This is a genomic window from Streptomyces sp. NPDC047315 (genome assembly GCF_040643215.1).
GTDB lineage: Bacteria > Actinomycetota > Actinomycetes > Streptomycetales > Streptomycetaceae > Streptomyces.
Map to the genome: position 1 here is coordinate 114,844 of NZ_JBEYTZ010000025.1, position 26,036 is coordinate 140,879.

Genomic DNA, 26,036 nt, shown 5'->3' on the forward strand with positions numbered 1-26,036 from the left:
GTGCCCCGTACCCCGGGCACTTCAGTGCCCCATGCCCATGCCGCCGTCCACCGGGACGATCGCCCCGGTGATGTACGACGCGGCGGGGGAGGCGAGGAACTCGACCGCAGCCGCCACCTCGTCCGGCTCCGCCATCCGGCCGAGCGGGACCTGACCGACGATCCGGTCCCGCTGCCGCGGCGAGAGCGCCGCGCTCATCGCCGTGTCCGTCAGCCCGGGCGCGACCACGTTGACCGTGACGCCGCGCGGCGCCAACTCCCGGGCGAGGGAACGGGCCAAGCCGATCAGGCCCGCCTTCGACGCGGCGTAGTTGACCTGCCCCGACACCCCGCTGAGGGCCGCCGTCGAAGAGATGATCACCACCCGTCCGCGGCCGGTGCCCATCAGGTGCCGGGCGGCCCTGCGCACCACCCGGTAGGTACCGGTGAGATTGGTGTCGATCACCGAGGTGAAGTCCTGCTCGTCCATCCGCACCACCAGCTTGTCCCGGGTCACCCCGGCGCTCGCCACCACCACCTCCACCGGGCCGTGCGCCGCCTCGACCTCGTCGAACGCGCCGTCCACGGCGTGTGGGTCGGCGACGTCGCACGCCACGGAGTACAGCCCCGCGGGCCGGGGACCGGACCGGTACGTCACGGCCACCCGGTCGCCGCCCGCGCTCAGCCGTCGGGCCACCGCCAGGCCGATGCCGCGGTTCCCCCCGGTCACCAGGACGGAACGGCTCATGGCAATCTCCTGCCTGAAGGTCGTGGAAGTCCGCCGCATCGCCCGCGACGTCGCAGCGCCGCGCTTGGGGCGTGTCCGTCGAGCCCCGGTGTCGCGGCCTGTCGTGCCGTGGTGGCGAGCTCTTGCATCACACCGCAGGGAGCGCAAGAACGCCACGGACCGCCCTGTGCCTCAGGCGTGCCTCACCCCGCACGCCCGCCCCGGGACACACCAGAGGCACACCGCCGCCCCGGCCCCAGACGTAGCCGCCGATTCCCTGCAGGGTGCGTTGGTCTCTGCGGCCCGGTGGTGGGCTTGTCGCGCAGTTCCGCCCCCTCGGCCCCAGAGGGCCTGGGGGGACCCCCAGCGCCACCTGTTGTGCTTCCCCCGTCGCTCGCCTGCGGCCCGAGTCTTTCAGGGGCGCGGGGAACTGCGCGAACAACCACAGACGGGCCGCAGACGCGACACCGCAGCACGCCGCACGGCGCAAGCGCGCCTGCCAAGACAGCCGCGGGCGCCGCGACGCACCGAGAGCGGCGCCGGGGGAGCCGCCCTGCCCCCGGCGTTCCGCCCGTCCTCACACCGTGCCGGTCGCGGCGCGCAGCGCGATGCGCACCCGCTCGGCCGCCGCCGCCTGGACCCCGCCCAGCAGCGCCGTCGCCTTCTCCGCCGAATCCGCCCCCGCGTCGACGTCCCCCAGCGCCACCTGCGCCTCGGCCGCCCGCAGCAGGTACATCGCGCGTACGGACGGCGGCAGGTGCAGCAGCGGGCGCTGCTGCGACAGCACGGGGTCGAAGTGCTTGATCGCCCGGTCCGGCTGCTTCATGTCCAACAGGGACACCGCGTCCATGCAGTTGATCCACCCCTCGCAGCGGATCGGCAGGATCGGCAGCCCGGCGCGCGCGGTGCCCGTCGCCATCGCCCGCCGGCCCGCGGCCAGGGCGCGCCGGCGCCCCAGGTCGTCCCCGCGCTGTGCGTGGACCCGCGCCGACTGGGCGTGCAACAGCGCTTCCAGGGCGGGATCCGTGATCGTCACCCGCTGCCCGTACAGCAACTTCCACACGGACTCCAGCAGCGCGGCGGCCTCCTCGTGGAGCTCCAGGTCGAGGTACTGCCCGGCGTGCAGGGTCACGATGGCCGCGGCCACCTCCGGATCGGCCGCTGCGGTGGCGCAGCGCAGCGCTGCCACGTAGTACCGCTGGGCGCTGACGTGCTCGCCCTGCAGACGGGCGATGAAACCGCACACCGACAGCCCCTCCGCCGCCAGTACCAGCACCTCCCGGCTGGTGTTCAGCGCCGCCGGCTCGGCGAGGAAGTGGTCGGCCAGGTGCCGCAGCTCCAGCTCGCTGGCGGGCACCAGCCAACTGGCGGTGAACTTGCGCGCGAAGCGGTGCAGGGTGCGCAGCCGGGTGCAGGCTTCCAGCAGGGAGCCGGTCGCGTGGGCATCGCCCGGCCCGCGCAGCAGTCCGACGGGCGACCTCGGCGGGTCCGCGGGCGCCTTCGCGACCTCTTCGGCGACGGCGTCCAACCAGGACTCCACCAGCGACCTCGCGGCCCAACCCGTCGCCATCAGGTACTCCTGCTGGGGTTGGCGCCGTTCGGCCACGGCGTCGAGGATCGCCTCCGGCACCGCCGAACGCGTCCACGGTAACTCCAGTTGGCGTGCGTCGCCGTTGGCCAGGTGTAGCCAATCGGGCCAGTCCAGTCGTAAGACCTCCTCCTCGGGCACGGCGTGGATGTGGGCGATGGCGAGTTGGGCGGTGCGCTCGGGCACCGCGCGGCTGGACTCCCACCGGGAGACCTTCTCGCGCCGGGCGGCCATGTGGCCGAAGCCGAGCTCTGCGTGCGTTCGGGCGATCAGACGTGCGTACTCCCCATGGGTGAAGCCGGCCTGGGACCGCAGCGCAGCCAGGGGGTGGCGGTGGCGGCCGGGGACGACGGGGGCGGCGGAACTCTTCGTGTCGCTGCGCATGGACGTGAGCGCCTCTCGTGTGCCGAGTGGGACGGGCGGGGCGAAGCGGGGGCGATGACAGCCGCGCCGGGCGGGCGAACCCGGCGCGCAGGCGGTACGGGAGCGATGCGGACCTGCTGATTCCGCAGCGTCTCGCTGGGAAACGACTTTCGTCGTCCTTTTCGCTGCCGTGCTGCGCTTTGGGGAATCTTAAATTCCCCGTTGGGGCCGGTGCCGTATCCGGTGGAGATCCTTTGCGGCGCGACGGAAGGCGGACTGCGGCCAGGGTGCCTTCCGAACGAGGGAAGGGACGCCCTTGGCCCTTCCGGTACACCGAATTGATCGCCCCCAACCCGCCAGTGTGGAACGGGGGTTCATCATGACGGATCGTCCGGGGAGTCACACTCCGCACAGTGGACTCCGATATACCCTTCATGACACACGAAAGATATTGCGTCCTCGGGAAAAGTCCACCCCGTCCGACCTCTGTACCGTCTCCCCTACCCACTGGTAGCGTCCGGTCGGTGGCCGATGGCGTTCCAGCCGTCCGGCCCGCCTTCCGACGCACTCCCAGCAGGCTCTCCCACCGGCACCGAAGCCGGCACTGAAGCCGGCACCGACGAGGAGGAACAGTCTTGCGAGAGTCAAGCGTTCCGGCCCTGTACGACGTTCCCGCGGACGGCAACATGACGGATCTCATCGTCCGTAACGCCGTCGAGTTACCGGACCGCGTCGTACTCGCCCGCAAGGTGTCGGGCCAGTGGCTCGACGTCACCGCCACCGCCTTCCTCGCCGAGGTCCGCTCGACGGCGAAGGGCCTGATCGCCGCCGGGGTGCAGCCCGGCGACCGCGTCGCGCTGATGTCCCGCACCCGCTACGAGTGGACCCTGCTGGACTTCGCGATCTGGAGCGCCGGCGCCGTCTCCGTACCCGTCTACGAGACCTCCTCCGCCGAGCAGGTCGAATGGGTCCTCGGCGACTCCGGCGCGGTCGCCTGCATCGTGGAGACCCCGGCCCACCAGGCGGTCGTCGACCAGGTGCGCGAGCGACTCGCCGAGTTGCGACACGTGTGGCAGATCGACGCCGGCGCGATCGAGGAGCTGACCGGGAGCGGCGTCGGGGTGACGGACGACGAGGTGACGCAGCGCGGCGCCAGCGCGCAGGCGGACTCCCTGGCCACCATCGTCTACACCTCGGGCACCACCGGCCGCCCCAAGGGCTGCAAGCTGACCCACCGCAACTTCCTCGCCGAATGCGGCAACACCATCGCCCGGATGAAGCCCATCTTCGCCGAGGACTCCTCCATACTGCTCTTCCTCCCGCTGGCCCACGTGCTCGGCCGGGTCGTCGAAGTCGGCGCCCTGATGGCCCCGATCAAGCTGGGCCACGTCAGCGACGTGAAGAACGTCACCGAGGAGCTGGCCTCCTTCCGCCCCACCTTCCTGCTCGGCGTGCCCCGTGTCTTCGAGAAGGTGTACAACACCGCCCGGGCCCAGGCGCGCGCCGGCGGCAAGGGGAAGATCTTCGACCAGGCCGTGGACACCGCCATCGCCTACAGCAGGGCCCTGGAGGAGCCGTCCGGGCCCTCCTTCGGGCTGCGACTGCGCCACAAGCTCTTCGACCGGCTCGTCTACGGCAAGCTGCGCGCGGTGCTCGGCGGACGCGCCCGCCACGCGATCTCCGGCGGAGCGCCCCTGGGCGAGCGCCTCGGGCACTTCTACCGGGGGCTCGGCTTCACCGTGCTGGAGGGCTACGGGCTCGCGGAGTCCTGCGCCGCGACCACCCTCAATCCGTGGGACCGCCAGAAGATCGGCACCGTGGGCCTGCCGCTGCCCGCCACCGGGGTGCGCATCGGGGAGGACGGCGAGGTGCTGCTCAGCGGCGAGCACCTGTTCACGGGCTACTGGAACAACGACGAGGCGACCGCGGCCGTCTTCACCGACGGCTGGTTCCACACCGGTGACATCGGGGCCCTGGACGAGGACGGATACCTGCGCATCACCGGCCGGAAGAAGGAGATCATCGTCACCGCCGGCGGCAAGAACGTCGCCCCTGCGGTCATCGAGGACCGCATCCGGGCCCATGCGCTGGTCGCCGAGTGCATGGTGGTCGGCGACGGAAAGCCCTTCATCGGGGCGCTGGTGACGATCGACGAGGAGTTCCTGCCGCGCTGGGCCAGCCAGCAGGGCAAGGACGGGGCGTCCCCGGCCCAACTGCGCCGTGACCCCGATCTGGTTGCCGAGATCCAACGCGCCGTCGACGAGGGGAACGCGGCCGTCTCGCAGGCGGAGGCGGTGCGCAAGTTCCGCATCCTCGACACCCAGTTCACGGAGACGTCGGGGCATCTGACTCCGTCGCTGAAACTGAAGCGATCAGTGGTGCTGAAGGATTTCACCGAGGAAATCGAGACCATCTACGAACCCTGAACCGCCACCGGCCCGCCGTCGACGGCGAACAACCCCGCACCGCTCCCGCCGAGGGGCGCGGGCGGGGTTTTGTTCATTCTTTACCCTGTGCGGTGTCGACGGGCCCGTGGACCCGGAACCGCGATTATCGAAGGACCGCCGGACGGGCTTTGAGAAAGCACCGTTCCATTCTCCGCGGGCACCCGGTGTTAAGGTTCCGTTCGCCATCGGATGGTATTGCGCGGCCCGTTCCCCTCACTGTCCGTGAGGACGTGAAGAGAGGCCGGCGGGCGGCGTGGCCGAAGAGCCCCTCCCGGTTGGCGCACCTGCCACCCCTGATCGTCGGTGCAGGTAAGGGTGCGCGTACTTAGGGGTGTTCGTAGGGGTGTCGCCCGCCCGGAACGGACCTTACTGTTCCCGGGCGGCCGACTTCCTGTTGCGAACAACTCGCGGACGACTCTCTGAGAGGGGAAGCATTCCAGATGGGCATCGTCGATCGGAACACCGTCGAGGCCGACCGTGGCACGACCACCGCCGTGGAGCCGAACGCCGTGCTGCGGGGCGGCCCCTCCCACCTGCCCGAGCAGCAGCGCGTGCGGTACGTGCCGAGGCCGGACGAGAACCTCAAACTGCTCTGGCGCAACGGCTACCAGCACTTCGCCCCCACCGCCGAGCACGAACAGCGCGACGGGGCGTCGCTGAAGGTCTTTGTCTGGGAGCGGGCCACGAAAATCGCCGAGTGAGGCCGAGGGTGCCCTGCCCGGCCCTGCCGCGGGGTATACCTGGGCCCAGGAGGTGGGTCCCATGACCGAGTTGCGCAGCCGCGGACCGAACCGGTCGAGGAGTGCCGCGTGAACGCACCGCTCGCCGACGGGGACGATCACGACGACAACGGCCCCGTCCAACGCGCCGCGGGCCCGGCCGAGGTGTTCGACGCCCTGGGCGCCGACTACGAGCGCGCCTTCGCCCACTCCCCGGCGCACCACGAGTCCCTGCGCCGCCTCCTGGCCGAGTTGGCCCCTGGCAGCCGCGTCCTCGACGTGGGGTGCGGCACGGGACGACCGACCGCACGGACCCTCGTCGACGCCGGCCACCGGGTCCTGGGCGTCGACGTCTCACCCGTCATGGTGGACCTGGCCACCCGCCAGGTGCCGGGCGGCTCCTTCGCCCGCGCCGACGTGCGCACCCTCGACCTCGCCGACGGCTCCTACGACGCCGTGTGCGTGTACTTCTCCCTCCTCCAGATGTCCCGCGACGAGCAGGTGCGGCTGATCCACCGGATCGCCCGGGCCCTCGTCCCCGGCGGACGGCTGGCCATCGCCACCGTGCCGCTGGACGTCGAGGACGTCGCCGTCGACTTCATGGGACAGCCGGTGCGGGTCACCAGCTTCGACGCCGAAGCCTTCACCGCGGTGGTGACCGGGGCGGGCTTCACGGTCCGCTGGTCGCACCGGGCCGCGTTGGAGCTCCCGGACCCGAACTCGCCGGCCGAACCCCACCTCTTCCTCCTCTGCGAACGGACCTGACGCGTCTGCGAACGGACCTGACGCAGCACGTCGCGGGCGGCGGCGTCCCGCGGCGTTCCCCGGCGTTGTCAGTGGCGGATGCCAGCCTGGTGGCATGGATGCGGAGAGCTTCATGCGGGGCAGGGTGTACGGCGCCGACCACGACCGCCCCGGCCCCCGACCCGGCCGTGACTACGCCCAGTTGGTCGCCGGGCCGCTGGACGGCCTGCTGCTGGACGTCACGGGCTGGACGCCGGCCCAGCGCGCGACCGGCGCCGCGCTGACCACGGAGATAGGCCGGTACGGAGCGGGCGGCCGGACCCTGTACCGGCCCCGCCCGGGTTGCCCCGGTCGATGGGACTGGGCCGGCGACGTCCCCTGATAGGCCCCGCCGGCCCGCCGGCCCGGCCGGTTAGGCTGCACCCATGATCGATTCTGCCGAACTGGTAGAGGAGTTGCTGGAGCCCGGCGAGGGCTGGGAGCCCGTGACGGGCGGTGAGTCCGGAGCCGTCGTCCTGCGCTCCCTCGACGGCGCACGGTACGCCAAGTGCGTACCCGCCTCCGACGCGACCGTGTTGGAGGCCGAGCGGGACCGCGTCGCCTGGCTTTCCGAACAGGGCGTCCCCGGGCCGCGCGTGCTCGACTGGCGCACGGGCGGGACCGCGGCGGCGCTGGTGACCAGCGCCGTCCAGGGCGTACCCGCCGACCGGGTCCCGGCCGAGGACCTGTGGTCGGCCTGGCGGTCGATCGCCGAATCCGTACGCCAGCTGCACGACCTGCCCGTGGCGCACTGCCCCTTCGCCCGCGACCTGACCGGTATGTTCGCCACCGCCCGCGACGTCGTCGCCCGCGGCGCCGTCAACCCCGACTTCCTCCCGCAGGAACAGCGGGACACCCCCGGTACGGACCTGCTCGACCGACTCGCACCCCAACTGGAGCGGCGCCTCGCCCAGGAAGCCGTCGACGCCGTCGTGTGCCACGGCGACCTGTGCCTGCCCAACATCGTCCTCGACCCCGAGACCCTGCGCGTGTCGGGCTTCATCGACCTCGGTCGCCTCGGCCGGGCCGATCCGTACGCCGACATCTCCCTCCTGCTCGCCAACTCCCGGGAGACCTGGCCGAACGAGCGCCGGGCGCAGGCCGCCGACGAGGCGTTCGCCGAGCAGTACGGCATCGCTCTCGACCCCGAACGGCAGCGCTTCTACCTCCACCTCGACCCTCTGACCTGGGGCTGACCGCGCCCCACGACAAGGCGTCCGCCGCGGACGTTCCCGAAAGTCACCGGCGTGCGGCAGTCTCCCCGGGTCGGACGTTGCCGGGGCCGGCCCATGAACTCGTCGTCGCCGTCGAGCACGCTGGCGTGGGGAACGCAGAACAGCGGACAGCACGACGATCACCGGGGGATACGGATGACGACAGGAAGAACGCGTACGGCTGCTGCAACCGCCGTCGGACTCGCGCTGCTGCTCGCCGTCGGGTGCAGCAGCGGAGGCGACCGGAACAGCGACCGGGACAACAGCGACGTGCAGCTGAAGGTCGACAAGCGCGAGGCCCTGGCCGACGAGCCCGTGCGGATCCAGGTCACCGGCCTGGACGCGGGCCAGAAGGTGGAGGTCACCTCGCAGGCCACCGACTTCGACGGGATGAGGTGGACCGGGCGGGCCGAGTTCGCAGCGGACAAGAAGGGGACGGTGGACCTGAACCGCGCCCGGCCGAGCTCGGGCACGTACGAGAAGGCCGACGGCATGGGCCTGTTCTGGTCGATGGAGCCCGCGAAGGGCAAGCCCGACGACTCGTTCTTCGCCCCCAGATGGCCCGTGGGCCAGTCCTCGTACGAGGTGCACCTGGCCGTCGAGACCGACGGGGAGCAGGTCGCGTCCGAGCGGCTGATCCGCACCTGGCTGAACGAGGGTGTGACCCACCGGACGCTGACCGCCGCCAAGGACGGGGTGGTCGGCACGCTGTACCTGCCGGCGGCCGGGACGGAGCGCCGCCCGCCCGTACTGAACCTCGGCGGCTCGGAAGGCGGCGTCAGCGACCCGTACTCCGCCGCCCTGTGGGCCTCCCGCGGACACCCTGTGCTCGCCCTGTGCTACTTCGGCTGCGCCGAGCGCCCGGAGAACCTGGGGCGGATCGAACTGGACTACTTCGCCTCCGCGGCCCGCCTGCTGCACCGGGAAGCCGGCGCCCCGGGGCAGCGACCGACCGTCGTCGGCACCTCGCGCGGCAGCGAGGCCGCGCAGCTCCTCGGCCAGTACCACCCGGACCTGGTCCACCACGTCGTCCTCTTCGCACCGAGCGAGAACACCAACCCCGGCTTCCCCATCGGGCGCGATCCGGCCTGGACGAAGGACGGCAAGGCGATCGAGCACACGGGCATACCCCTCGACCGGGTGCGTGGCACGGTGCTCGCCGTCGGGGGCGGGAAGGACGGACTGTGGCCGGCGAAGGACTCCGCGAAGCGGATCGCCGAGCAGCGCGGTGCGTCGGGCCAGCAGCACCGGGCCCTGACCTACGACGACGCCGGACACTCCTTCGGCATGCCGCCGTACCGCCCGACGGGCCTTCGTTTCAAGCACCCGGTGCACGGCGCCGCGATCGACATGGGCGGCACCCGGGTCGCGAACGAGCACGCGCGCTCCGACAGTTGGGCACAGGTGCTCCAAGTGCTCCGGAGCTGAGGGCGGACGGGCCGTCGGGGGCTACCGCCGGCCGTCGAACGTGGGGTATGGGTGGCTGGGCGTCCCGCTCGGGGGCGCCCACCGCTCGTGAGGAGACCCCCATGAACCCCACGAACCCCATCGACCCCATGGATGATTGGGCCGACCGGGACGGCGGGGACAGCCAGGACGGCGCGGACGGCTGGTACGTGGACGACCGCTGTACCAACTGTGACGTCGCCCGACAGCTCGCCCCTGAGGTGCTCGTCGAAGTCGACGGTAAGTCCCGGGTGCGTCGTCCACCGGTGGACGAGGCCGAGACCCGGCTCCTGCACGCCGCCGCCTTCGCCTGCCACACCCGCTCCATCCACCCCGGCTCCGGCCGGCTGGACCCGGCGCACGACCCCTTCCCGCTCGCCCTGGACGACGCCGTGCTGCTGTGCGGGCACAACTCCCCGCGGACCGCGGGCGCCAACGCGTATCTGCTCCGGCGCCCGGGCGGCACGCAGATGATGGTCGACACCCCGCGGTGGAGCCGGGCGCTCGCCGAGCGGTACGCAACCGCCGGCCCGGTCACCGACGTGCTGCTGACCCACCGCGACCACGTGGCCCACGGCCGTCGTTACGCCGACCACTTCGACGCCCGGCTGTGGATCCACGTGGGCGACCTCGACGCCGTGCCGGACGCCGACCGCGTCGTCCACGGCACCGAGCCCCAGGAGATCGCTGAAGGGGTCACCGTCCATCCGCTGCCCGGCCACACCGAAGGCAGCGTCCTGTACCTCGCCGACGACCGGTACTGCTTCAGCGGCGACAGCTTCTACTGGTCGCGCACGACCGACGACCTGGCCGTGGCCGAGAGCGTGACCTGGTACTCCATCGAAGAACTGGCCGCGTCCCTGGCGAGGGTGGCACCGCTGCTGCGGTTCGAGTGGGTGCTGCCGGGCCACGGCGGTCGCCGGCGGCTCGCAGCGGACGAGATGTCCCACCGGCTGCGGGCGCTGGCGGACCGCACGCAACTGCTGCAACCCCGTCCGATCGACTTCACGGCCGTCCGCTGGTGACACGCGACCGCTCCCCGTCAGCGGCGGGGCGGCGGCCGATCCCGTACTTTCGGCCGGTCCGCCGCCGGCCCCCGCCCCCTAACCTGATCACCATGACGAGCGTTCAACGGCCGGCGCGACCGCGGTGAACCGGTGGGCCGCGAAGGCGCCCGCCGCCTCGCTCGGCGCCCTGTTCCTGGTGGCGATCGCCCTCCAGGCGCACGCCGTGCGGGGGAGTTGGGGCGCCGCGTACTGGCTTCACGGCACCGTCGCCTCCGCCGCCGTGTGCGCCCTCGCGCTTGCCCGCCGCCGCGCCCCGACGCGTACGGCGGTCGCAGGCGTCGCGGTGGCCGCGGTGACCGTGGCCGTCGGCCTGCTGCCGGGCGTCCGGCTGCCCGCCGAACCCGGCCCCGCCATGGTCCTCGGCCTGGCCGTGCTGATCGCATCCGCCGTCAGGACGCTGCCCCCGGCGCGCGCAGCCGCCCTCGCCGTCGCCGGGGTGCCGCTGATCGCCGGACAACTCGCCGCGAGGCCCTCCTCCGCGGTGGCGGCCATCGCCGCCACCGGCTGGCTCGCCGCCGTCGCGGTGGGCCTGTGGGCGCGCGCGCACGACGACCGCGTACGGGCCACCGCCGACGGAGTGCGCCGCGCCGAACGACTGGAACTCGCCCGCGAGCTCCACGACGTCGTGGCCCACCACATCACCGGAATGCTGATCGAGGCCCAGGCCGCGCAGGTCGTCGCCCGACGGGACCCGGGGAAGGTCCCCCACTCGCTGGCCGAGATCGAAGCCGCCGGCACCGAAGCCCTGGCCGCGATGCGCCGCGTCGTGGGGCTGCTGCGCGACGCCGACGACGCGGCGCCCGCCTCGCCCGGCCCGGAGGAGCTGAGCGCACTGGTCGAACGGTTCGCCCGGCAGGGCCCCGAGGTGCGTCTGAGCACGCCCGACGACCCCGCCGACTGGCCGCCGGAGGTCACCAGCACCGTCTACCGGATCGTCCAGGAAGCGCTCACCAACGTCCTGCGCCACGCCACCGGCGCCCGTACGATCGAGGTCGTCGTCGCCCGCGCCGCCTGCGGCGTCACCGTCGAGGTCGCCGACGACGGCTCGCCGCACCCCGCCCGCACCCGCCACCGCGGCGGCTACGGACTGGTCGGCATGCGCGAGCGCGTCGAGACCCTCGGGGGCTCGCTGCACGCCGGCCCGCGGCCCGGCCCCGGCTGGTCCGTACGGGCGACCCTGCCCGTCCCCACCCCGGAGCCCCCATGACCATCACGGTCCTCGTCGCCGACGACCAGGCGATGATCCGCCGCGGACTGCGCCTCATCCTGGAGGACCAGCCCGACATCACCGTCGTCGCCGAGGCGGCGGACGGGGCCGACGCCGTCGCGCTGGCCAAGAGGGTGCGACCGGACGTCTGCCTCGTCGACATCAGGATGCCCGCGCTCGACGGCATCGAGGTCACCCGGGCGCTCGCCGGCCCGGAGGTGGCCGATCCGCTGAGGGTCATCGTCGTCACCACGTTCGACCTCGACGAGTACGTGTACGGGGCGCTGCGCGGCGGCGCGGTGGGCTTCGTCCTCAAGGACGCCGGGCCCGCCCTGCTGGTCGAAGCCGTCCGCGCCGCCCACAACGGGGAGGCCCTGATCTCCCCGTCGATCACCCTCAGACTGCTGCGCCACCTCAACGACGTCGCCCCCAAGTCGCGCTCGGGCGCCCGGCAGCCGCCGCCCCTGACCGGTCGGGAGATGGAGGTCGCCCGGGCCGTCGCCCGGGGGCGCACCAACCAGGAGATCGGCTCCGAACTGTTCATCTCGCTGAGCACGGTCAAGGGACACGTGTCCGGGATCCAGACCAAGCTCGGACTGCGCAACCGGGTCGAAGTGGCGGCCTGGGCATGGGAGAACCACTTCGTCACCGGACCCGTCAGCCCCACCGGGCCCGCCTGACGCCGCCCTCGCGCCGCCCTCCCGCCCTTCGCCGCGAACCGGCCGAAAGAAGGGCCCGCGAGCACGGGAACCGTCCCTCGGACCGGTGCCGACCACGGGGACGAAACCCCAGGATTCACAGCATGTCACACCCAGAGAACCCGCCCGTGCTGCACGCCGACGGCTTGACGAAGACCTACGGCCGCCGCGGCACGCCGGCCCTGAACGACGTGCACCTCACCGTCCCCGCCGGCCGGGTCATCGGACTGGTCGGCCCCAACGGAGCCGGCAAGTCGACCCTGCTGCACCTGGCCTGCGGACTGATCGAACCGACGTCGGGCTCGTTGACCGTACTGGGCGCCCGCCCCGGCGCGAGCGCCACCCACCTGGCCCGCGTGGGCTTCGTCGCCCAGAACACCCCCGTGTACGGCTCCTTCACCGTCGACGAACACCTGGAACTCGGCGCGCGGACCAACCCGGCTTGGGACGCCTCCCTCGCCGAGCGCCGCATCCGCCAGGTGGGGCTGGACCCGAAGAAGCGGGCCGGAGCGCTCTCCGGCGGCCAGCGGGCCCAACTCGCGCTGACCGTCGCCGCGGCCAAGCGCCCCGAACTGCTGATCTTCGACGAGCCGGCGGCGGCCCTGGACCCGCTGGCCCGCAAGGGGTTCCTCCAGCACCTGATGGAGTCCGTCCGGGAACTCGGCGCCAGCGCCGTCCTGTCCTCGCACCTCCTCGGCGACGTCGCACAGGTCTGCGACCACCTCGTCGTACTCAGCGACGCCCGGGTCCAACTCGCCGGCGACACCCGCGACCTGCTGGCCCGACACGCCCGGCTGGTGGTGCCGCGCCACCAACTCGACCGGCTGCCCAGCGGGATCGAGGTGATCTCGGCGGACCACGGCACCACCCACACCACCGCCCTCGTCCGCGCCGCCGGCCGGCCCCGGTGGGCGGACAACCCGGTCGAACCCGTCTCCCTCGAAGAGCTCGTCCTCGGCTATCTGACCCGGGCGACCGACGCGCTCGCCGCCCGCTCCAACACGCCCGGCGCGCCCGGAGGCCGGCGATGATCTGGCTGACCTGGCGCCAGTTCCGCGCCCAAGCGCTCTTCGGCCTCGGCGCGCTGCTCGTCATCGCCGCCTTCCTCGCCCACCTCGGCGCGGACGTCCGCGACGGCTACGACGCCTACCGGGCCGTCTGCGACGACGGGGGCGACTGCGCCCGGGCGAGGAGCCAGTTCGAGAGCGCCCACAAGAACCCCCTGCTGTTCGTCGCGGCCGGGCTCGGCCTCGTGCCCGCCGTCATCGGCACGTTCTGGGGCGCGCCACTGGTCGCCCGGGAGTTGGAGGCCGGCACCCATCGACTCGTGTGGAACCAGAGCGTCACCCGCCGAAGCTGGCTGCTCACCAAGGTCCTCTTCGTGGGCCTTGCGGCCGTGCTGTTCACCGGAGCCGCCGCCGCCCTGCTGACCTGGGCCGCCCACCCGTTCGACGAGGTCGCCGAGAACCGCTTCGACACCGTGGAGTTCGGTGCACGCAACGTCGCCCCGGTCGGCTACGCCGCACTGGCCTTCACCTTCGGCACCGTCAGCGGACTGCTCCTGCGGCGCACCCTCCCCGCGATGGCCGTGACCCTCGTCGGCTTCATCGCCTTCCAGTTCTTCTTCCCCAACGTCGTACGGCCCGAGCTCATGCCGCCGCGGACGGCCCAACTGCCCATGACGGCCCAGGCCATCAACGAGGCGAAGAACCTGGGCAGCATCGCCGGCGGGGCCGTCATCGACGGGGTGCGGATCCCGGACGCCCCCGACGCGTGGATCGCCGAGACCAGCCCGCTGCGCACCGCGAACGGCGCGACGCTCGACGAAGCCGCGTTCGGCGACTGCCTCGACAGCCCGCCCGAGACCGGTGCGGACGGCACCTTCGGCGACACCGCGGTGTGCCTGGCCCAAAACGACCTGCACGTCGAGGTCCGCTATCACCCCGGCAGCCGCTACTGGACGTTCCAATGGCTGGAAACCGCGGTCTACCTGGCGCTCAGCGCGCTCCTCACCGCCTTCGGCCTCCGGCGGATCCGGCGACGGACGGGCTGACGCACGCCGTCCAGCACGCCGGTCCGGCATGCTGGACGGGCAAGGAGCCAACCGAGGAACAGGGAGACAGCGACTTGATCGCCTGGGTGAACGGCGCATTCGGCAGCGGGAAGACCACACTGGCGAACGCACTGCGACCACACTGGCCCGAGGCACTGATGTACGACCCGGAACAGGTCGGCTATCTGCTGCGGGAGATCGTGCCGGTGCCGACCGGTGACTTCCAGGACCTGCCGCTGTGGCGACGGCAGGTCGTCGACCTGGCAGTGGGCCTGGTGGCTGAGTACCGCCGCCCCCTGCTGGTCCCGATGACGCTGGTCGACCCCGGCTATCACGCGGAGATCTTCGACGGGCTACGGGACCGGGGCCTCGACGTCCACCACTTCTTCCTCAAGGTCTCCCCGCAGGTCCTCACGGAGCGGATCGACAGCCGCGTGCACGCCCCGGACGACCCGGAGCAGGAGGCGGAGATCCGTAGCTGGTGCAAGGGGAAGATCGCGCAGTGCGTCGCCGCGGCCGACTCGCTCCCCGGCGACACCGTGTTCCTGGACGGCGAACTGCCCATCGGCGAACTCGTCGACCAGGTGCTGGCCCGCGTCCGTACGGGCAACGACGGCGACCGGTAGGGCACCACGGCACGCACGGCCGGTGGCCACCGACCGGCGGCCGTCCGCAACTGCTAGCGTGCGGGAGTGGAACTCTTCTTACGCTCGTGGGCGGCGCTGCGGACGGCCGTCGCGGATCTCTCCGACGAGGACCTCGCCCGCCCGTCCGGCTGCGCCGGCTGGCTCGTCCGGGACCTGGTGTGCCACCTGGTCATCGACGCCCAGGACGTGCTCATCACTCTGGTGACCCCGACCGAAGCGGCCACGACGCGCACCGCGGCGAGCTACTGGGAGGTCGCGGACGCGCCGCCGAGCGGTGACGATCCGCTGGACGCGCTCACCGTGCGGCTGGCCGCCGCGTACGGCGAGCCCTGGCTGCTGAAGTTCCACCTCGACGACGTCGGCTCCGCCGCCGGCCGCGCCGCCGAACTCGCCGACCCCGCCCTGCGGGTCAGCACCCGTGACGTGGTGCTCACCGCGGGCGACTACCTCCACGCCTACGTCATGGAGTGGACGTTGCACCACCTGGACCTGGTCGCGCACCTCCCCAAGGCGCCACGGCCGCCCGCCGAGGCGCTGGCCGGCGCCCGCGCGCTGCTGGAGGAGATCGCCGACGCGGCCTTCCCCGCGTCGTGGACCGACGAGGACGCCCTGCTCGTCGGCACCGGCCGACGGGCCGCGACCCCCGAGGAGAACGCCGAGCTGGCTGCGGCGGGGGTGCGGATCCCGCTCGTCCTCGGCTGAGGGAACGGCCCTCAGGGCGCGGGCGTCGCCCGCAGGCGGTCGGGCGCGCCGAGCCGTACGGGCACGCCTGGGGAGTACAGGACGCTGACGGGAGCCTCGCGGGGCGCGGGCAGCCCCGCGGCCGTGACCAGGCTCTCCTCGCAGTCGAGGAGGTCGGCGCGGTACAGGGGCCAGCGCGGGTGGTGGTTGGCCAGATAGGACGCCCCGCCGAAGAACCCGTTGTGCATGCCCCAGCGCGCGGTGAGGAAGTGCTCCAACTCGGTGGGCTCCGCTATGCGTTCGCCCCGGCGGACCGTGAGGCGGCTGGCCGCCGCGCGCGGCCCGGGCCAGCGGCGGGAGCTGGAGTAGCTGACGGTGTCGCCGTGGGTGCGGACCGCCATCCGGGACCACACATACGGCAGCCGGAACCCGACGCGGCCCATCACCACGGGTATCAGCCGCGAGGCGTCCATGGACCGGAAGACGACGCCGCGCCGGCCGTGCGCGTCCACCGAGTACAGCCGGACGTTGGTCTCGGGGAAGGACCCGAGGTACGGCACGCCGGGCAGCCGCAGCCAGCCCACCTTGTGCATGCGGAAGGCGACGAGGCCGACGTAGGTGACGCCGTCGTACGTGTCGGGGACGGTGCCGCGGGGGAGCAGCGGCGCCACCGCGTCCGGCGCCACGGCCCAGTGGACGAAGCACAGGTCGAGCCACTGCTGGGTCAGCAGCGGGGTGGACACCGGGGCCGGGGCGTCGGGCGTGATGGGCGCTGGTTTCTGCACGGAGCAAGAATGGCAGAGCCACCACCCCGCCCCGGAACCGCGGGCGCTCGGGTCTTCGCTGCCGGCCGGTGGTGCGACGCCGCCGTACGACTCAGTCTGCTCTGCGCAGGTTGCGGATGGCCGGCACGGCGAGCAGCAGCCCGACGGTGACCACGAGCATGGCCGAGGAGAAGAAACAGCACGGGTGCGTTGCCCAGCCCCGTGGCTGTCGGGCCGACCGCGATCTGCCCCACCGGCCTCATCACGAGCGAACCGGCGACGTCGTAGGCGTGCACCCGGCCGAGCACGTCGGGCGGGATCTTCGTCTGGACGCTGGTGTGGAACATGACGATCCAGAACGCCGCCCCCGCGCCCTGGACGACGTAGCCGGTCGCGATCAGCCAGGCCGGCAGGTGGAGCGCCACCGCGAGCAGGCTGAACAGCGTGCCGAGCAGGGCGACGGCGCCCGCCCGCAGGGGGCGCACGGGCTTGAACCGCATGGCGAGCAGCCCGCCGAAGACGCTGCCCAGGCCGAGCATCGCCAGGACGAGCCCGAGGGTGCCCTCGCCGTACCAGGTGGTGATCAGGCTCGGCCCCAGCGTGAGGAACGGGCCGTTCACCGTCACTTGGTAGAACATCCAGATGACGATGACGCCCCAGAGCCAGGTGCGGGCGCGGAACTCCCGCCAGCCCTCGGCGAGGTCGCGGTGGACGGTGGTCCGTCGGGGGGAGCGGGCGATCTTCAACCGCAGGGCGAGGAGGCAGCCGGCGCTGACGGCGAACGTCGCGGCGTCGATCGCCAGGACGACGGGGACGGAGGCGACGGCGAGCAGCAGTCCCGCGGTGGCGGGGCCCGCGATGGTCATCAGCGACTCCGCGACGCGGATCGCCCCGTTGGCCTTCTGGACGTCGGCGGCGATCTGCGGAATGACGCTCGCGTAGCCGGGTTGGAAGGCCGCGGTGCTCACCCCGCTCAGCGCCAGCAGGCCGAGGACCAGCCACAGCGGAGGGTCGCCGGTGGCGAAGGCGAGCGCCAGGGCCCCGTGGAGGACCAGCCGCGCCACGTCCGCGACGATCATGACCCGCACCGGTGTGAACCGGTCCACGAGGACGCCGCCGTAGACGACGAAGAGGGCGAGCGGCGCCGTGTGGGAGGCGAGGGCGTACCCGACGCCGTTGACGCCGTGCCCCGCCTGGAGCATGGCGACCGTCATCGTCGCCGGTATGAGCATGTGGTCGCCGAGTACGGACACCGTCCGTGCCACGAAGAAGAAGGTGAAGTCGCGGGACCAGACGTGCTCGGACTTTCGCGTCGTCACGGGTGTCAGAAGCACCACGGAACCCTGCCCGTCCGCCTCGCCGTTCATGCGGCCCTCTTGGGGCCGCGGTTGTTCCACGGCGTGATGATCAAGCGATCAGTAGCATGCCGTCCGACTGGCGCCGGGTGCGCCACGTCATCCGTGACACGGAGCAGACGGCGACAGGGGCATGGGCATGGACCGTTTCAGTGGGAAGACCGTTCTCGTCACCGGTGGCACCAGCGGGATGGGGCTGGCGACGGGGCACCGGCTGATCGCGGAGGGCGCCCGCGTCGTCGTCACGGGCCGTGCCCAAGAGCGGGTGGACGCCGCCGTGGCGGAACTCGGCCCGAACGCGAGCGGCGTCGTCGCCGACACTGGTGACCTCGAAGCGGTCGCGGCGCTGGTGGACTTCGTCCGGGACCGGCACGGCCGGGTGGACAGCCTTTTCGCCAACGCCGGCACCGGCACGATCCGCTCGTTCGAGGACATCACCGAGGAGGACTTCGACCGGGCCGTCGACGTCAACCTCAAGGGGGTCTTCTTCACGGTCCAAAAGGCGCTGCCGCTGCTGGTGGACGGCGGTTCGATCGTCATCAACGCGTCCTGGACCCTGCACCGCGGCAACAGCGCGCTGACGTTGTACTCGGCGACCAAGGCGGCCGTGCACAACCTGGCCCGGACCCTGGCCGCCTCGCTCGCGCCGCGCGGAATCCGGGTGAACTCGGTCAGTCCCGGGTACATCGACACGCCCATGTACCCGGCCGACGCGCTGAGCCCGGCCGAGGCCGCGGTCATCACGGGCCGGGTCGTCACCGGCCGGTTCGGTCGGCCGGAGGAGGTCGCGGCGGCCGTGGCGTTCCTCGCCTCCTCCGACGCGTCGTACGTCAACGGGCAGGACCTGGTGGTCGACGGCGGACTGGTCGGCGCGATCCCCGGCTGACGTGCGCACGCGGGCTCAGCGGGTGGCCGTCACCACGTGATAGTCGAGGATGCCCCGCTCGTAGGCGCGCAGGAAGTTGCGCGGCCAGGTGTCCGTGGCCCACCAGCGGCTGAGCCACAGGTCCCAACCCGGCCAGACGTGCGCCCCGATCGGCTCGACGCGCACCTCGGTGAGCCCGGCCGCCGAGAGCGCGTCCGCCAGGGCGGCCACCGGGCGGGCGATGTCCAGGCCGTTGGCGAACGTGTCGAGGAGTTCGGCGAGTTCCCGGGGGCGGGCGGGTGCGTCGTCCACGGTGAAGAAGCTCGCCACCGCCGCCCGCCCGCCGGGCCGCAGCACCCGCGACGTCTCCTGCGCGAAGGCGTCCAGGTCGGGGAAGTGCTGGGCGGCCTCCACGCTGACGACGGCGTCGAACGCACCGTCCTCCAGCGGGATCCCCTCCGCGGCCCCCTGGACGAACCGCAGCCGCCCCGGCTCGCGCCGCAGCAGTTCCGCGTGGGTCTCACGGGCGCGCTGGAGCTGTTGGGGATGGATGTCCATGCCGGTCACCGCGGCCGGGCCGTACTCCTCCAGGGCCAGGGCCGAGCCCATCCCGAGCCCGCAGCCCACCTCCAGCACGTTGCTCCGCTGCGTCAGCGCGAGGGCGTCCAGGACGTGTCGGTACAGGTCCTGCTGGCTGCGGACGCGTTCCTGCTCGCCGAGCGGTCGGGACAGGTCCACGGCCCGCCAGTAGCCGAAGTTGATGAAACCGCCGCTGAAGATCGGCTCGCGACTGAGGTCCGCCGGACCGTACGTCTCGCGCACCGCGGGGCGCATCGTCGGGCTCGTCCCCTGGACACCGTCGGCCACCCTTGCCTCCTCGAATCCGGCTCTCCCCAATCTCCCCATCATGCCCGGATCTCGCGACCGCACCCCCGGGATCCGGACAGCGGCGCCGAGTTGGACGCGTCAGCGGCGCGGGCAGTCGGTACGGGCCTCCGCGGCGGTCTTCAGATCGCGCAGCCAGGCTTCGAGGCCCTGGCGCAGGACTTCCGTCGCGAAGGAGACGTTCTGCTCGACCAGGGGCCCGGCGTGTGTCTCCTCGGTGCTGACCCGAACACCGCCCTTGACCTTGGTGAAGGTCCACACGTGCACGCCGTCGATGCGCAGCCCCTCGCCGACCGCGGGGCCGGTCCAGCGGATGCAGGAGTTCCGCTTGACCTGCTCGACGGTGGAGGTGATGTCCAGGCTGGGGGCGGGCGTGACCGGGTTGGGCGGCACCGGGGTCGTCCAGCGGAACGCCGTCCCCTTGCGGAAGGGCCCGTCGTCGAGGCGCTGCATGGACGTGACGTGCTGCTGCCAGGAAGGCCAGCGCTCCACGTCGGTCTGGAGCTTCCAGATGACGTGCAGCGGGGCGTCGATCACGGTCTCGGTGCGGTAGCGGACCGGGGCTTTGGCGTCGACGCCCTCCCCGCGGCAGGTGAGGGACGCCGAGGGCTGGGACGCGGCGGACTGGGACGGGACGGCGCCGGCGGGTGCGGCGGCGGTGCCGAGGAGGCCGGCGGCGACGAGCGGGACGGTGAACAGGGCGGCGCGGGTGCTGTGGCTGCGGGCGACGGACATGGCGATCTCCTGGTCGAGTCATGGGCGGGCAGGGCGCTTTGAGCGCCCGCCAACCTGGGGCGTTAGAAGCTCTTCGTTGCGTTAGAAGTTATAACTCGATGAGGAGTGCCTGGGCAAGCCTTTAAGTGATAACCTCTAACGAAACTTTTGAGCTCTAGCTGAGAGGATGAGGCGGTCCATGACGGAACCGGGCACGAGGACCCCGCGGGAGCGCTATCGAGCCCAGGTGCGCGCGGAGATCAAGGAACGCGCCTGGCAACAGATCGCCACGGCGGGTGCGTCCGCGCTCTCCCTCAACGCCATCGCCAAGCAGATGGGCATGAGCGGGCCCGCGCTCTACCGCTACTTCGCCAGCCGCGACGAGTTGATCACCGAGCTCATCCGGGAGGCGTACGGAAGCCTCGCCGCCACCTTGCGCACGGCCCGGTCCGCCGGCGCCGACCTGGCCCGACTGGCGTACGAGCTACGGGAGTGGGCCCTGGCCGACCCCCAGCGCTACCTCCTCATCTACGGCACCCCCGTCCCCGGCTACCGCGCGCCCGAAGAGCTGACCGGCGTCGCGTCCGACACCATGGCGACCCTGCTCGACGCGTGCGCCGCACACGAGTGGGACGGCGACGGGACGCCGTTCGCCGTCCACCTCGAAAGGCACCGCGGGTGGGCCGACGACCACCCCGCCCCCGCTGCCACCCTCCACCGGGCCCTGACCTTCTGGACCCGGCTGCACGGACTGCTGTCCCTGGAACTCGCCGGACACTTCACCGGGATGCGCTTCGATCCCGCCCTGCTCTACGCGGCCGAAGTGGACGAGCTGCTGGCGCACCGCCGCACCTGACGCGGGCCTCCTCCCGTACCCCGGCGCTCACGTCGGGGCGTGCGGGATGACGCCGGCGTCCCGCAGATCGGACCACAGCCGATCGGGAACGGGACGGGCGAGCAGGGCGGCCGAATCCTCGATCTCCTCCGGTGACCGCGCCCCGACGACGACCGCCGCCACGGCCGGGTGCGTGAAGGGGAACTGCAACGCAGCGGCCGTCGGCGGGACGCCGTGGTGCGCACACACCTCGTGGACGGCCCGCACCCGGGCGGCCAGGGCGGGCGGTACGTGCTCGTGTCCGTGGGGCGCGCCCGGACGGGGGTCGACGAGCAGCCCGGACTGCAGGACGCCGGCCGCCAGGACCGCCACGCCCCGCTGCCGACACAGCGGCAGCAACTCGTCGAGCCCGGACTGGTCGAGCAGGCTCCACCGGCCGGCCAGCATCACGCAGTCCGGCCCGGGCGCCGGCGCCTCGCGCAGGAAGCGCACGGCCACGTCGGCGTGGTTCACCCCGAGCGAGACGGCCCCGATGACGCCGGCGCGGCGCAGGTCGTCCAAGGCGCGGTAGGCGTCGCCGACGGCGCGGGGGAAGTCCTGCTCGGGGTCGTGGACGTGGAGCACGTCGACCCGGTCAAGACCCAGGCGCTCCAGGCTCTGGTGCAGCGACCGGATCACCCCGCCGTACGAGTAGTCCAGGCGCGCCCCCAGGCCCGCCGGCGCCTCGGCCCAGATCGGCTGGGTGTCCGGCCCGCCCGGCTCGACGAGCCGCCCCACCTTGGTGCACAGCACATAGGCGTCGCGCCGCTCGTCGCCGAGCGCCGCGCCCGTACGGGTCTCGGAGAGCCCGTACCCGTACACGGGCGCCGTGTCGAAGAGTCGTATGCCCAGCTCCCGGGCGCGGCGGACGGTCTGCACGGCCCGTTCGTGCGCCACCGCCCGGAACAGGCCGCCGATGGAGGCGAGTCCGAGGCCGAGCCGGCTGACCGTCAGACCGGTCCGGCCGAGGGGGATCGAGTCGTCTGCACGCATGGGGCTCCTCACCGAAGGATGACGCGGACCTGCGGACGCGGCATCCACCATCGGCGATGTCCGCCGCCGACCGCGACCCCCGCGGCGCTCCCGAGGCGGCGGAGTCCTCGCCCCCGTCAGCGGTGCGCGGGCAGCGGGACGCGCCACACCAGGCGGGTGCCGCCCGAGGTGCGTCGGGCCACCGTCAGCGTGCCGCCGAGGCGTTCCGCGCGTTCGGTGAGGTTGCCCAGGCCGCTGCGGCGGCGGCCCTTCGGGGGTGCGATGCCCACGCCGTCGTCCGTGACTTCGACGGTCAGGGCCCGGTCGCGGACGATCAGCGCGGCCTCGGCGCGCGAGGCCCGGGCGTGGCGCGCCACGTTGGCGAGGGCCTCGGTGAGGACGGCGGGGACCTCGTCGGCGACGGTGGCCGGCACATCGGTGTCGATCAGGCCCTCCATCCGCAGCGCGGGCGCGAACCCGAGGGTGCGCGCCGCCTGTTCGAGGGTGTGCACGGCGCGGCGCCGCAGGCCCTGCGCGCCCTGCGGCGACTCCCGCTCCCGCAGCCCGAAGATCGTGGAGCGGATGATCCGGATGGTGTCGTCGAGGTCGTCCACGGCCCGGGTGAGCCGCTGCACCCCCTCGGGACGGTCCACGAAGCGACGGGTGCTCTGGAGGGTCATCCCGGTGGCGAACAGCCGTTGGATCGCCAGGTCGTGCAGGTCGCGCGCGATGCGGTCGCGGTCGGCGAGCAGCGCCATGCGCTCGGCGTCGCGGCGTCGTGCCGCGAGCTCCAGCGCCAGCGCGGCCTGCCCGGCGTAACCGGACAGCGGGGCGGTCTCGGCGTCGGCGAACGGCGGCCGACCGGACCGGCGGACCAGCAGCAGCACTCCCAACTCGCCGCCGTCGGTGCCGACCGGGACGGCGACGGCAGGGCCGAAGCCCCGCCACCGCTCGGCCCCGGCGCTCTCCCGCGGATCGTCGCAGAGGTCGGGCGTGGTCAGGGCGGCGCGGGCGGCGAGCGCCGCGGCGGCCAGGGTCCCCGTCCGGGGCGGCACCCGGTCCCGGTGGGCGCGGGCCCCTTCGCCGAGCACGACGGCGGTCCGGGGCGTCCCGTCGTCCCCGGTCAGCTGGAGCACCGCCAACTCGCTGCCGGTGATCTCCCGGGCGTGCCCGGTCATCGCCTCCAGGACCTCGGCCTCCGGCGCCCCCGACAGCAGCGCGCTGGTCACCTCCGCCCCGGCCGCCAGCCAGCGTTCCCGCAGTCGCACCTCCTCGTACAGGCGTGCGTTCTCCACCGCGAAACCGGCGGCGACGGCGAGCGTCGACAACACGGCCTCGTCCTCCGCGTCGAAGGCTGCGCCACCGCGCTTGCCCGCCAGGTACAGATTGCCGAACACCTCGTCGCGCACCCGGACCGGGACGCCGAGGAAGGACCGCATCGGCGGATGGCCGGGCGGGAAGCCGGCGGACGCCGGATGGGTCGACAGGTCCTCCAGCCGCAGCGGCTCGGGACGGCGGATCAGCTCCCCGAGCAGGCCGTGCCCCAGCGGCGGAGCACCGATCGCCGCGACGGTCGCCCCGTCGACGCCCACGGTGAGGAACTGGGACAGCCGCTGACCGCCCGTGCCGGGCCCGATCACGCCGAGCGCGCCGTACTCGGCGTCCACGAGGGTGACCGCTGCCTCGACGATGCCGTGCAGGACCTGCGTCAGATCCAGCCCCCGGCCCACCGACATGACCGCGTCGAGGAGCCCGTCGAGGCGATCGCGCGAGCCGCGTACCTCGTCGATGCGCGACTGGAGTTCGTCCAGCAGTTCGTCGAGGCGCAGCCGTGGGCGCCTGGGCCCCTCGCCTTCTTGGTCGCCCATGCCACCCTTCGCCCCTCGCGCCGCCCGCGTCCGCCCCGGTCGCGGGGCACGTGCACCGTATCGTCCAGCCGAACGAGCGTGCCCGGTGGGGCCGTTGGACCCCGGTCGCTGCCCGCTCGGCCCCTGCGCCGCACGGCGGCCCGCGGAGATCCTGAAGGGGCCGCTTTGGGCACCGCCACCGAGGAGGACCCCCGATGAGCACCCCGACGACCACGATGAGCGCCCTGTCGACGGAGCACCGCTCCCAACTGACCGACGCCTCTTACGAGGTGCAGTTCGCGCAGGGCGAGCGCCTCTTCGACGAAGGGGACCGGGCGGACCGCTTCTGGGTGGTGCGCACCGGGCTGGTCACCCTCGACATCCGGGTGCCCGGCCGCCGCCGCTCGCCCGTCCTGGAGTCGCTGGCCCACGGCGAACTCGTCGGCTGGTCCTGGATGTTCCCGCCCGGCGTGTGGCACCTGGGTGCGGAGGCGATGACCCCGGTGCGGGCGCTGGAGTTCGACGCCGTACGGGTGCGGCGGATGTGCGAGGCCGACCCCTGGTTCGGCCACGAGGTCGCCATGTGGGTCGGTGCGGTGCTGGCCCACCGCCTCCAGGCGGCGCGCGGCCGACTGCTGGACCTGTACGGCTCAAGCCGCGCCCACTGATCCGCCACGGGGGCCGTTCGGCCCCTGTCGCCACGGGCCCGCGCACGGCAGGCTCGTGGGGTGACACCGTTCTTCCTCCAGGAGCCACCGCCGTGACCGCTGTCAGAGCCTTCTCCGCCGAGCGTCCCATCCGGGTCCTGCTCCTCGACGACCACGAGGTCGTCAGGCGCGGAGTGAACGACCTCCTCGACGCCGAGCCGGACATCGAGGTCGTCGGGGAGGCCGCCACGAGCGAGCAGGCCCTGGCGCGCGGCCGGGCGCTGCGGCCCGACGTCGCCGTCCTCGACATCCGACTCCCGGACGGCGACGGGGTCACGGTCTGCCGGGAGTTGCGGTCGCAGATCCCGGGCATCGCCTGTCTGATGCTGACCTCGTTCGACGACGACGACGCGCTGCTGGACGCCATCATGGCGGGCGCGGCCGGGTACGTGCTCAAGCAGATCAAGGGCTCCGACCTGCTGGCAGCGGTACGGACGGTGGCCTCGGGACAGTCGATGCTGGACCCGGCGACCACGGCCCGGCTGATGGACAGCCTGCGAGCCCCCGCCGCCCCGGTCGACGACGGGCGCCCGCAGGGCCTCACCGAGCGCGACTGGCAGCTCCTGGCGTTGATCGGCGACGGTTTGACCAACCGTGAGATCGGCCGTCGTCTGCACCTGTCGGAGAAGACGGTGAAGAACCGGGTTTCGCGGCTGCTGGCGACGCTCGGTGTCGAGCGGCGCATCCAGGCGGCCGTGCTCGCGACGCGGTTCCCACCGCCCGCGTGAACACGATCGCGCAGGCCGTGCCCGTGACGCCGCTCGCTCACGGGGGCGCCCCGACGCGTCGTGGTGGGTCGTGCTTCCCTGCGGCTTGGGACGTGGCCGCCGTTTCCCTGCGGGAGCGTTGGTCTCCGCGGCCCGGCGGCGGGCTAGTCGCGCAGTTCCCCGCGCCCCTCAAAGCCCACGCCCTGCGGGCGTAGGACCAAGCCCGTACCGACCCTCAGATGACCGAGAGGCGGAGCGAGACAGGTGACGCTGGGGGTCCCGCAGGGCACAGGGGGCGAAACTGCGCGAACCACCCACCCACCGGGCCTCAGGCGCCATCGCTCCATACGTGCCACGGCACTACAGCGCCTGCCAGGGCAGAAGGGCCACGCGGGACCCGGCGGACATGCACTAGCGCATTGCCGGAGGCAACGGGCTAAGGGCTGTCCCGTAATCCCTGGCGGGCGCGCGACGACAGCTCCGGCCCTCCCCCTGTGCCCTGCGGGCACGGAGGGACCCCCCGCCGCGTTGTCGGAATCACCGCATGCATCCAGTATGCGGTGACCCCTCCGCCTTGTGATGCACCGCATCTGACGCCGCGCGCTGATCCACCAGGGATTACGGGACAGCCCTTACTGATCTTTTCGTAAGTTCGGTGGGTGTGGTTGTCGTGTGGGTGGGAGGCTTTCGGGGTGGCATATCAAGCGTCGTTCTCTGCGGTCGGCTCC

Annotated in this window: 25 protein-coding genes; 17 read left to right on the forward strand and 8 right to left on the reverse strand. The window is 72.7% G+C overall.

The window, feature by feature from the left end:
• Nucleotides 1–21: 21 nt before the first annotated feature.
• A complete protein-coding gene (fabG, locus tag ABZ842_RS26945) occupies nt 22–726 on the reverse strand; it encodes a 3-oxoacyl-ACP reductase FabG (RefSeq protein ID WP_361541818.1) in 705 nt (234 codons plus the stop codon).
• Between the two features lie 556 nt (nt 727–1,282).
• On the reverse strand, nt 1,283–2,677 hold the full coding sequence (locus tag ABZ842_RS26950) for a transcriptional regulator (protein WP_361541820.1): 1,395 nt from the start codon (nt 2,675–2,677) through the stop codon (nt 1,283–1,285).
• Nucleotides 2,678–3,291: 614 nt separating this feature from the next.
• Here ABZ842_RS26950 and ABZ842_RS26955 point away from each other — a divergent pair.
• The 13 genes from ABZ842_RS26955 to ABZ842_RS27015 all read left to right on the forward strand — a co-directional run bounded on the left by ABZ842_RS26955 (nt 3,292) and on the right by ABZ842_RS27015 (nt 15,639).
• Nucleotides 3,292–5,082, forward strand: a complete 1,791-nt coding sequence (locus ABZ842_RS26955; RefSeq protein WP_361541823.1) for an AMP-dependent synthetase/ligase — start codon at nt 3,292–3,294, stop codon at nt 5,080–5,082.
• Between the two features lie 461 nt (nt 5,083–5,543).
• Nucleotides 5,544–5,804 (forward strand): DUF5988 family protein, encoded by a 261-nt coding sequence (locus tag ABZ842_RS26960; RefSeq protein WP_361541826.1) that lies wholly within the window; start codon nt 5,544–5,546, stop codon nt 5,802–5,804.
• A gap of 183 nt (nt 5,805–5,987) precedes the next feature.
• The gene (locus ABZ842_RS26965) at nt 5,988–6,587 is read left to right on the forward strand and encodes a class I SAM-dependent methyltransferase (RefSeq protein ID WP_361541903.1); all 600 of its coding nucleotides are present in this window, start codon (nt 5,988–5,990) and stop codon (nt 6,585–6,587) included.
• Nucleotides 6,588–6,681: 94 nt separating this feature from the next.
• The gene (locus ABZ842_RS26970) at nt 6,682–6,948 is read left to right on the forward strand and encodes a hypothetical protein (protein WP_361541829.1); all 267 of its coding nucleotides are present in this window, start codon (nt 6,682–6,684) and stop codon (nt 6,946–6,948) included.
• A 43-nt stretch (nt 6,949–6,991) separates the two neighbouring features.
• Nucleotides 6,992–7,801 (forward strand): APH(3'') family aminoglycoside O-phosphotransferase, encoded by an 810-nt coding sequence (locus tag ABZ842_RS26975; protein WP_361541832.1) that lies wholly within the window; start codon nt 6,992–6,994, stop codon nt 7,799–7,801.
• Between the two features lie 174 nt (nt 7,802–7,975).
• Entirely contained in the window at nt 7,976–9,247 is a 1,272-nt protein-coding gene (locus ABZ842_RS26980; RefSeq protein WP_361541835.1) for an acyl-CoA thioesterase/bile acid-CoA:amino acid N-acyltransferase family protein, read from the forward strand.
• Nucleotides 9,248–9,375: 128 nt separating this feature from the next.
• Entirely contained in the window at nt 9,376–10,290 is a 915-nt protein-coding gene (locus tag ABZ842_RS26985; RefSeq protein WP_361541906.1) for an MBL fold metallo-hydrolase, read from the forward strand.
• A gap of 124 nt (nt 10,291–10,414) precedes the next feature.
• The gene (locus tag ABZ842_RS26990; RefSeq protein WP_361541838.1) at nt 10,415–11,539 is read left to right on the forward strand and encodes a sensor histidine kinase; all 1,125 of its coding nucleotides are present in this window, start codon (nt 10,415–10,417) and stop codon (nt 11,537–11,539) included.
• Nucleotides 11,536–12,219, forward strand: coding sequence for a response regulator transcription factor (locus ABZ842_RS26995; RefSeq protein WP_361541841.1), 684 nt, complete (start codon nt 11,536–11,538; stop codon nt 12,217–12,219). The genes ABZ842_RS26990 and ABZ842_RS26995 overlap by 4 nt, the downstream gene beginning before the upstream one ends.
• Nucleotides 12,220–12,341: 122 nt before the next feature.
• Nucleotides 12,342–13,268 (forward strand): ABC transporter ATP-binding protein, encoded by a 927-nt coding sequence (locus ABZ842_RS27000; RefSeq protein WP_361541844.1) that lies wholly within the window; start codon nt 12,342–12,344, stop codon nt 13,266–13,268.
• Complete coding sequence (locus ABZ842_RS27005; protein ID WP_361541847.1) at nt 13,265–14,290, forward strand: ABC transporter permease subunit; 1,026 nt, start codon at nt 13,265–13,267, stop codon at nt 14,288–14,290. The genes ABZ842_RS27000 and ABZ842_RS27005 overlap by 4 nt, the downstream gene beginning before the upstream one ends.
• A gap of 74 nt (nt 14,291–14,364) precedes the next feature.
• On the forward strand, nt 14,365–14,916 hold the full coding sequence (locus tag ABZ842_RS27010) for an AAA family ATPase (RefSeq protein ID WP_361541850.1): 552 nt from the start codon (nt 14,365–14,367) through the stop codon (nt 14,914–14,916).
• Nucleotides 14,917–14,982: 66 nt separating this feature from the next.
• Nucleotides 14,983–15,639 (forward strand): maleylpyruvate isomerase N-terminal domain-containing protein, encoded by a 657-nt coding sequence (locus tag ABZ842_RS27015; RefSeq protein WP_361541853.1) that lies wholly within the window; start codon nt 14,983–14,985, stop codon nt 15,637–15,639.
• Nucleotides 15,640–15,650: 11 nt separating this feature from the next.
• On the opposite strand, the gene ABZ842_RS27020 is transcribed toward ABZ842_RS27015, so the two are convergent.
• Together ABZ842_RS27020 and ABZ842_RS27025 are read right to left on the reverse strand one after the other, a co-directional pair.
• Nucleotides 15,651–16,403 (reverse strand): DUF2071 domain-containing protein, encoded by a 753-nt coding sequence (locus ABZ842_RS27020; protein WP_361541856.1) that lies wholly within the window; start codon nt 16,401–16,403, stop codon nt 15,651–15,653.
• Nucleotides 16,343–17,779, reverse strand: coding sequence for an MFS transporter (locus tag ABZ842_RS27025; protein ID WP_361541859.1), 1,437 nt, complete (start codon nt 17,777–17,779; stop codon nt 16,343–16,345). The genes ABZ842_RS27020 and ABZ842_RS27025 overlap by 61 nt, the downstream gene beginning before the upstream one ends.
• 97 nt (nt 17,780–17,876) lie before the next feature.
• Between ABZ842_RS27025 and ABZ842_RS27030 the strand changes: the two genes are divergently transcribed.
• Complete coding sequence (locus ABZ842_RS27030; RefSeq protein WP_361541862.1) at nt 17,877–18,623, forward strand: glucose 1-dehydrogenase; 747 nt, start codon at nt 17,877–17,879, stop codon at nt 18,621–18,623.
• Between the two features lie 15 nt (nt 18,624–18,638).
• On the opposite strand, the gene ABZ842_RS27035 is transcribed toward ABZ842_RS27030, so the two are convergent.
• Both ABZ842_RS27035 and ABZ842_RS27040 read right to left on the reverse strand, forming a co-directional pair.
• Complete coding sequence (locus ABZ842_RS27035; protein WP_361541865.1) at nt 18,639–19,469, reverse strand: class I SAM-dependent methyltransferase; 831 nt, start codon at nt 19,467–19,469, stop codon at nt 18,639–18,641.
• A 99-nt stretch (nt 19,470–19,568) separates the two neighbouring features.
• Complete coding sequence (locus ABZ842_RS27040; protein ID WP_361541868.1) at nt 19,569–20,222, reverse strand: SRPBCC family protein; 654 nt, start codon at nt 20,220–20,222, stop codon at nt 19,569–19,571.
• A gap of 178 nt (nt 20,223–20,400) precedes the next feature.
• Between ABZ842_RS27040 and ABZ842_RS27045 the strand changes: the two genes are divergently transcribed.
• Nucleotides 20,401–21,057: a TetR/AcrR family transcriptional regulator gene (locus ABZ842_RS27045; protein WP_361541871.1), complete on the forward strand. Its 657-nt coding sequence runs from the start codon at nt 20,401–20,403 to the stop codon at nt 21,055–21,057.
• A 27-nt stretch (nt 21,058–21,084) separates the two neighbouring features.
• On the opposite strand, the gene ABZ842_RS27050 is transcribed toward ABZ842_RS27045, so the two are convergent.
• Together ABZ842_RS27050 and ABZ842_RS27055 are read right to left on the reverse strand one after the other, a co-directional pair.
• The gene (locus tag ABZ842_RS27050; protein ID WP_361541874.1) at nt 21,085–22,068 is read right to left on the reverse strand and encodes an aldo/keto reductase; all 984 of its coding nucleotides are present in this window, start codon (nt 22,066–22,068) and stop codon (nt 21,085–21,087) included.
• Nucleotides 22,069–22,184: 116 nt separating this feature from the next.
• Nucleotides 22,185–23,915, reverse strand: coding sequence for a GAF domain-containing protein (locus tag ABZ842_RS27055; protein ID WP_361541876.1), 1,731 nt, complete (start codon nt 23,913–23,915; stop codon nt 22,185–22,187).
• Nucleotides 23,916–24,109: 194 nt separating this feature from the next.
• Between ABZ842_RS27055 and ABZ842_RS27060 the strand changes: the two genes are divergently transcribed.
• Nucleotides 24,110–24,562, forward strand: a complete 453-nt coding sequence (locus ABZ842_RS27060) for a cyclic nucleotide-binding domain-containing protein (protein ID WP_361541879.1) — start codon at nt 24,110–24,112, stop codon at nt 24,560–24,562.
• Nucleotides 24,563–24,654: 92 nt separating this feature from the next.
• The gene (locus ABZ842_RS27065) at nt 24,655–25,329 is read left to right on the forward strand and encodes a response regulator transcription factor (RefSeq protein WP_361541882.1); all 675 of its coding nucleotides are present in this window, start codon (nt 24,655–24,657) and stop codon (nt 25,327–25,329) included.
• Nucleotides 25,330–26,036 lie beyond the last annotated feature (707 nt).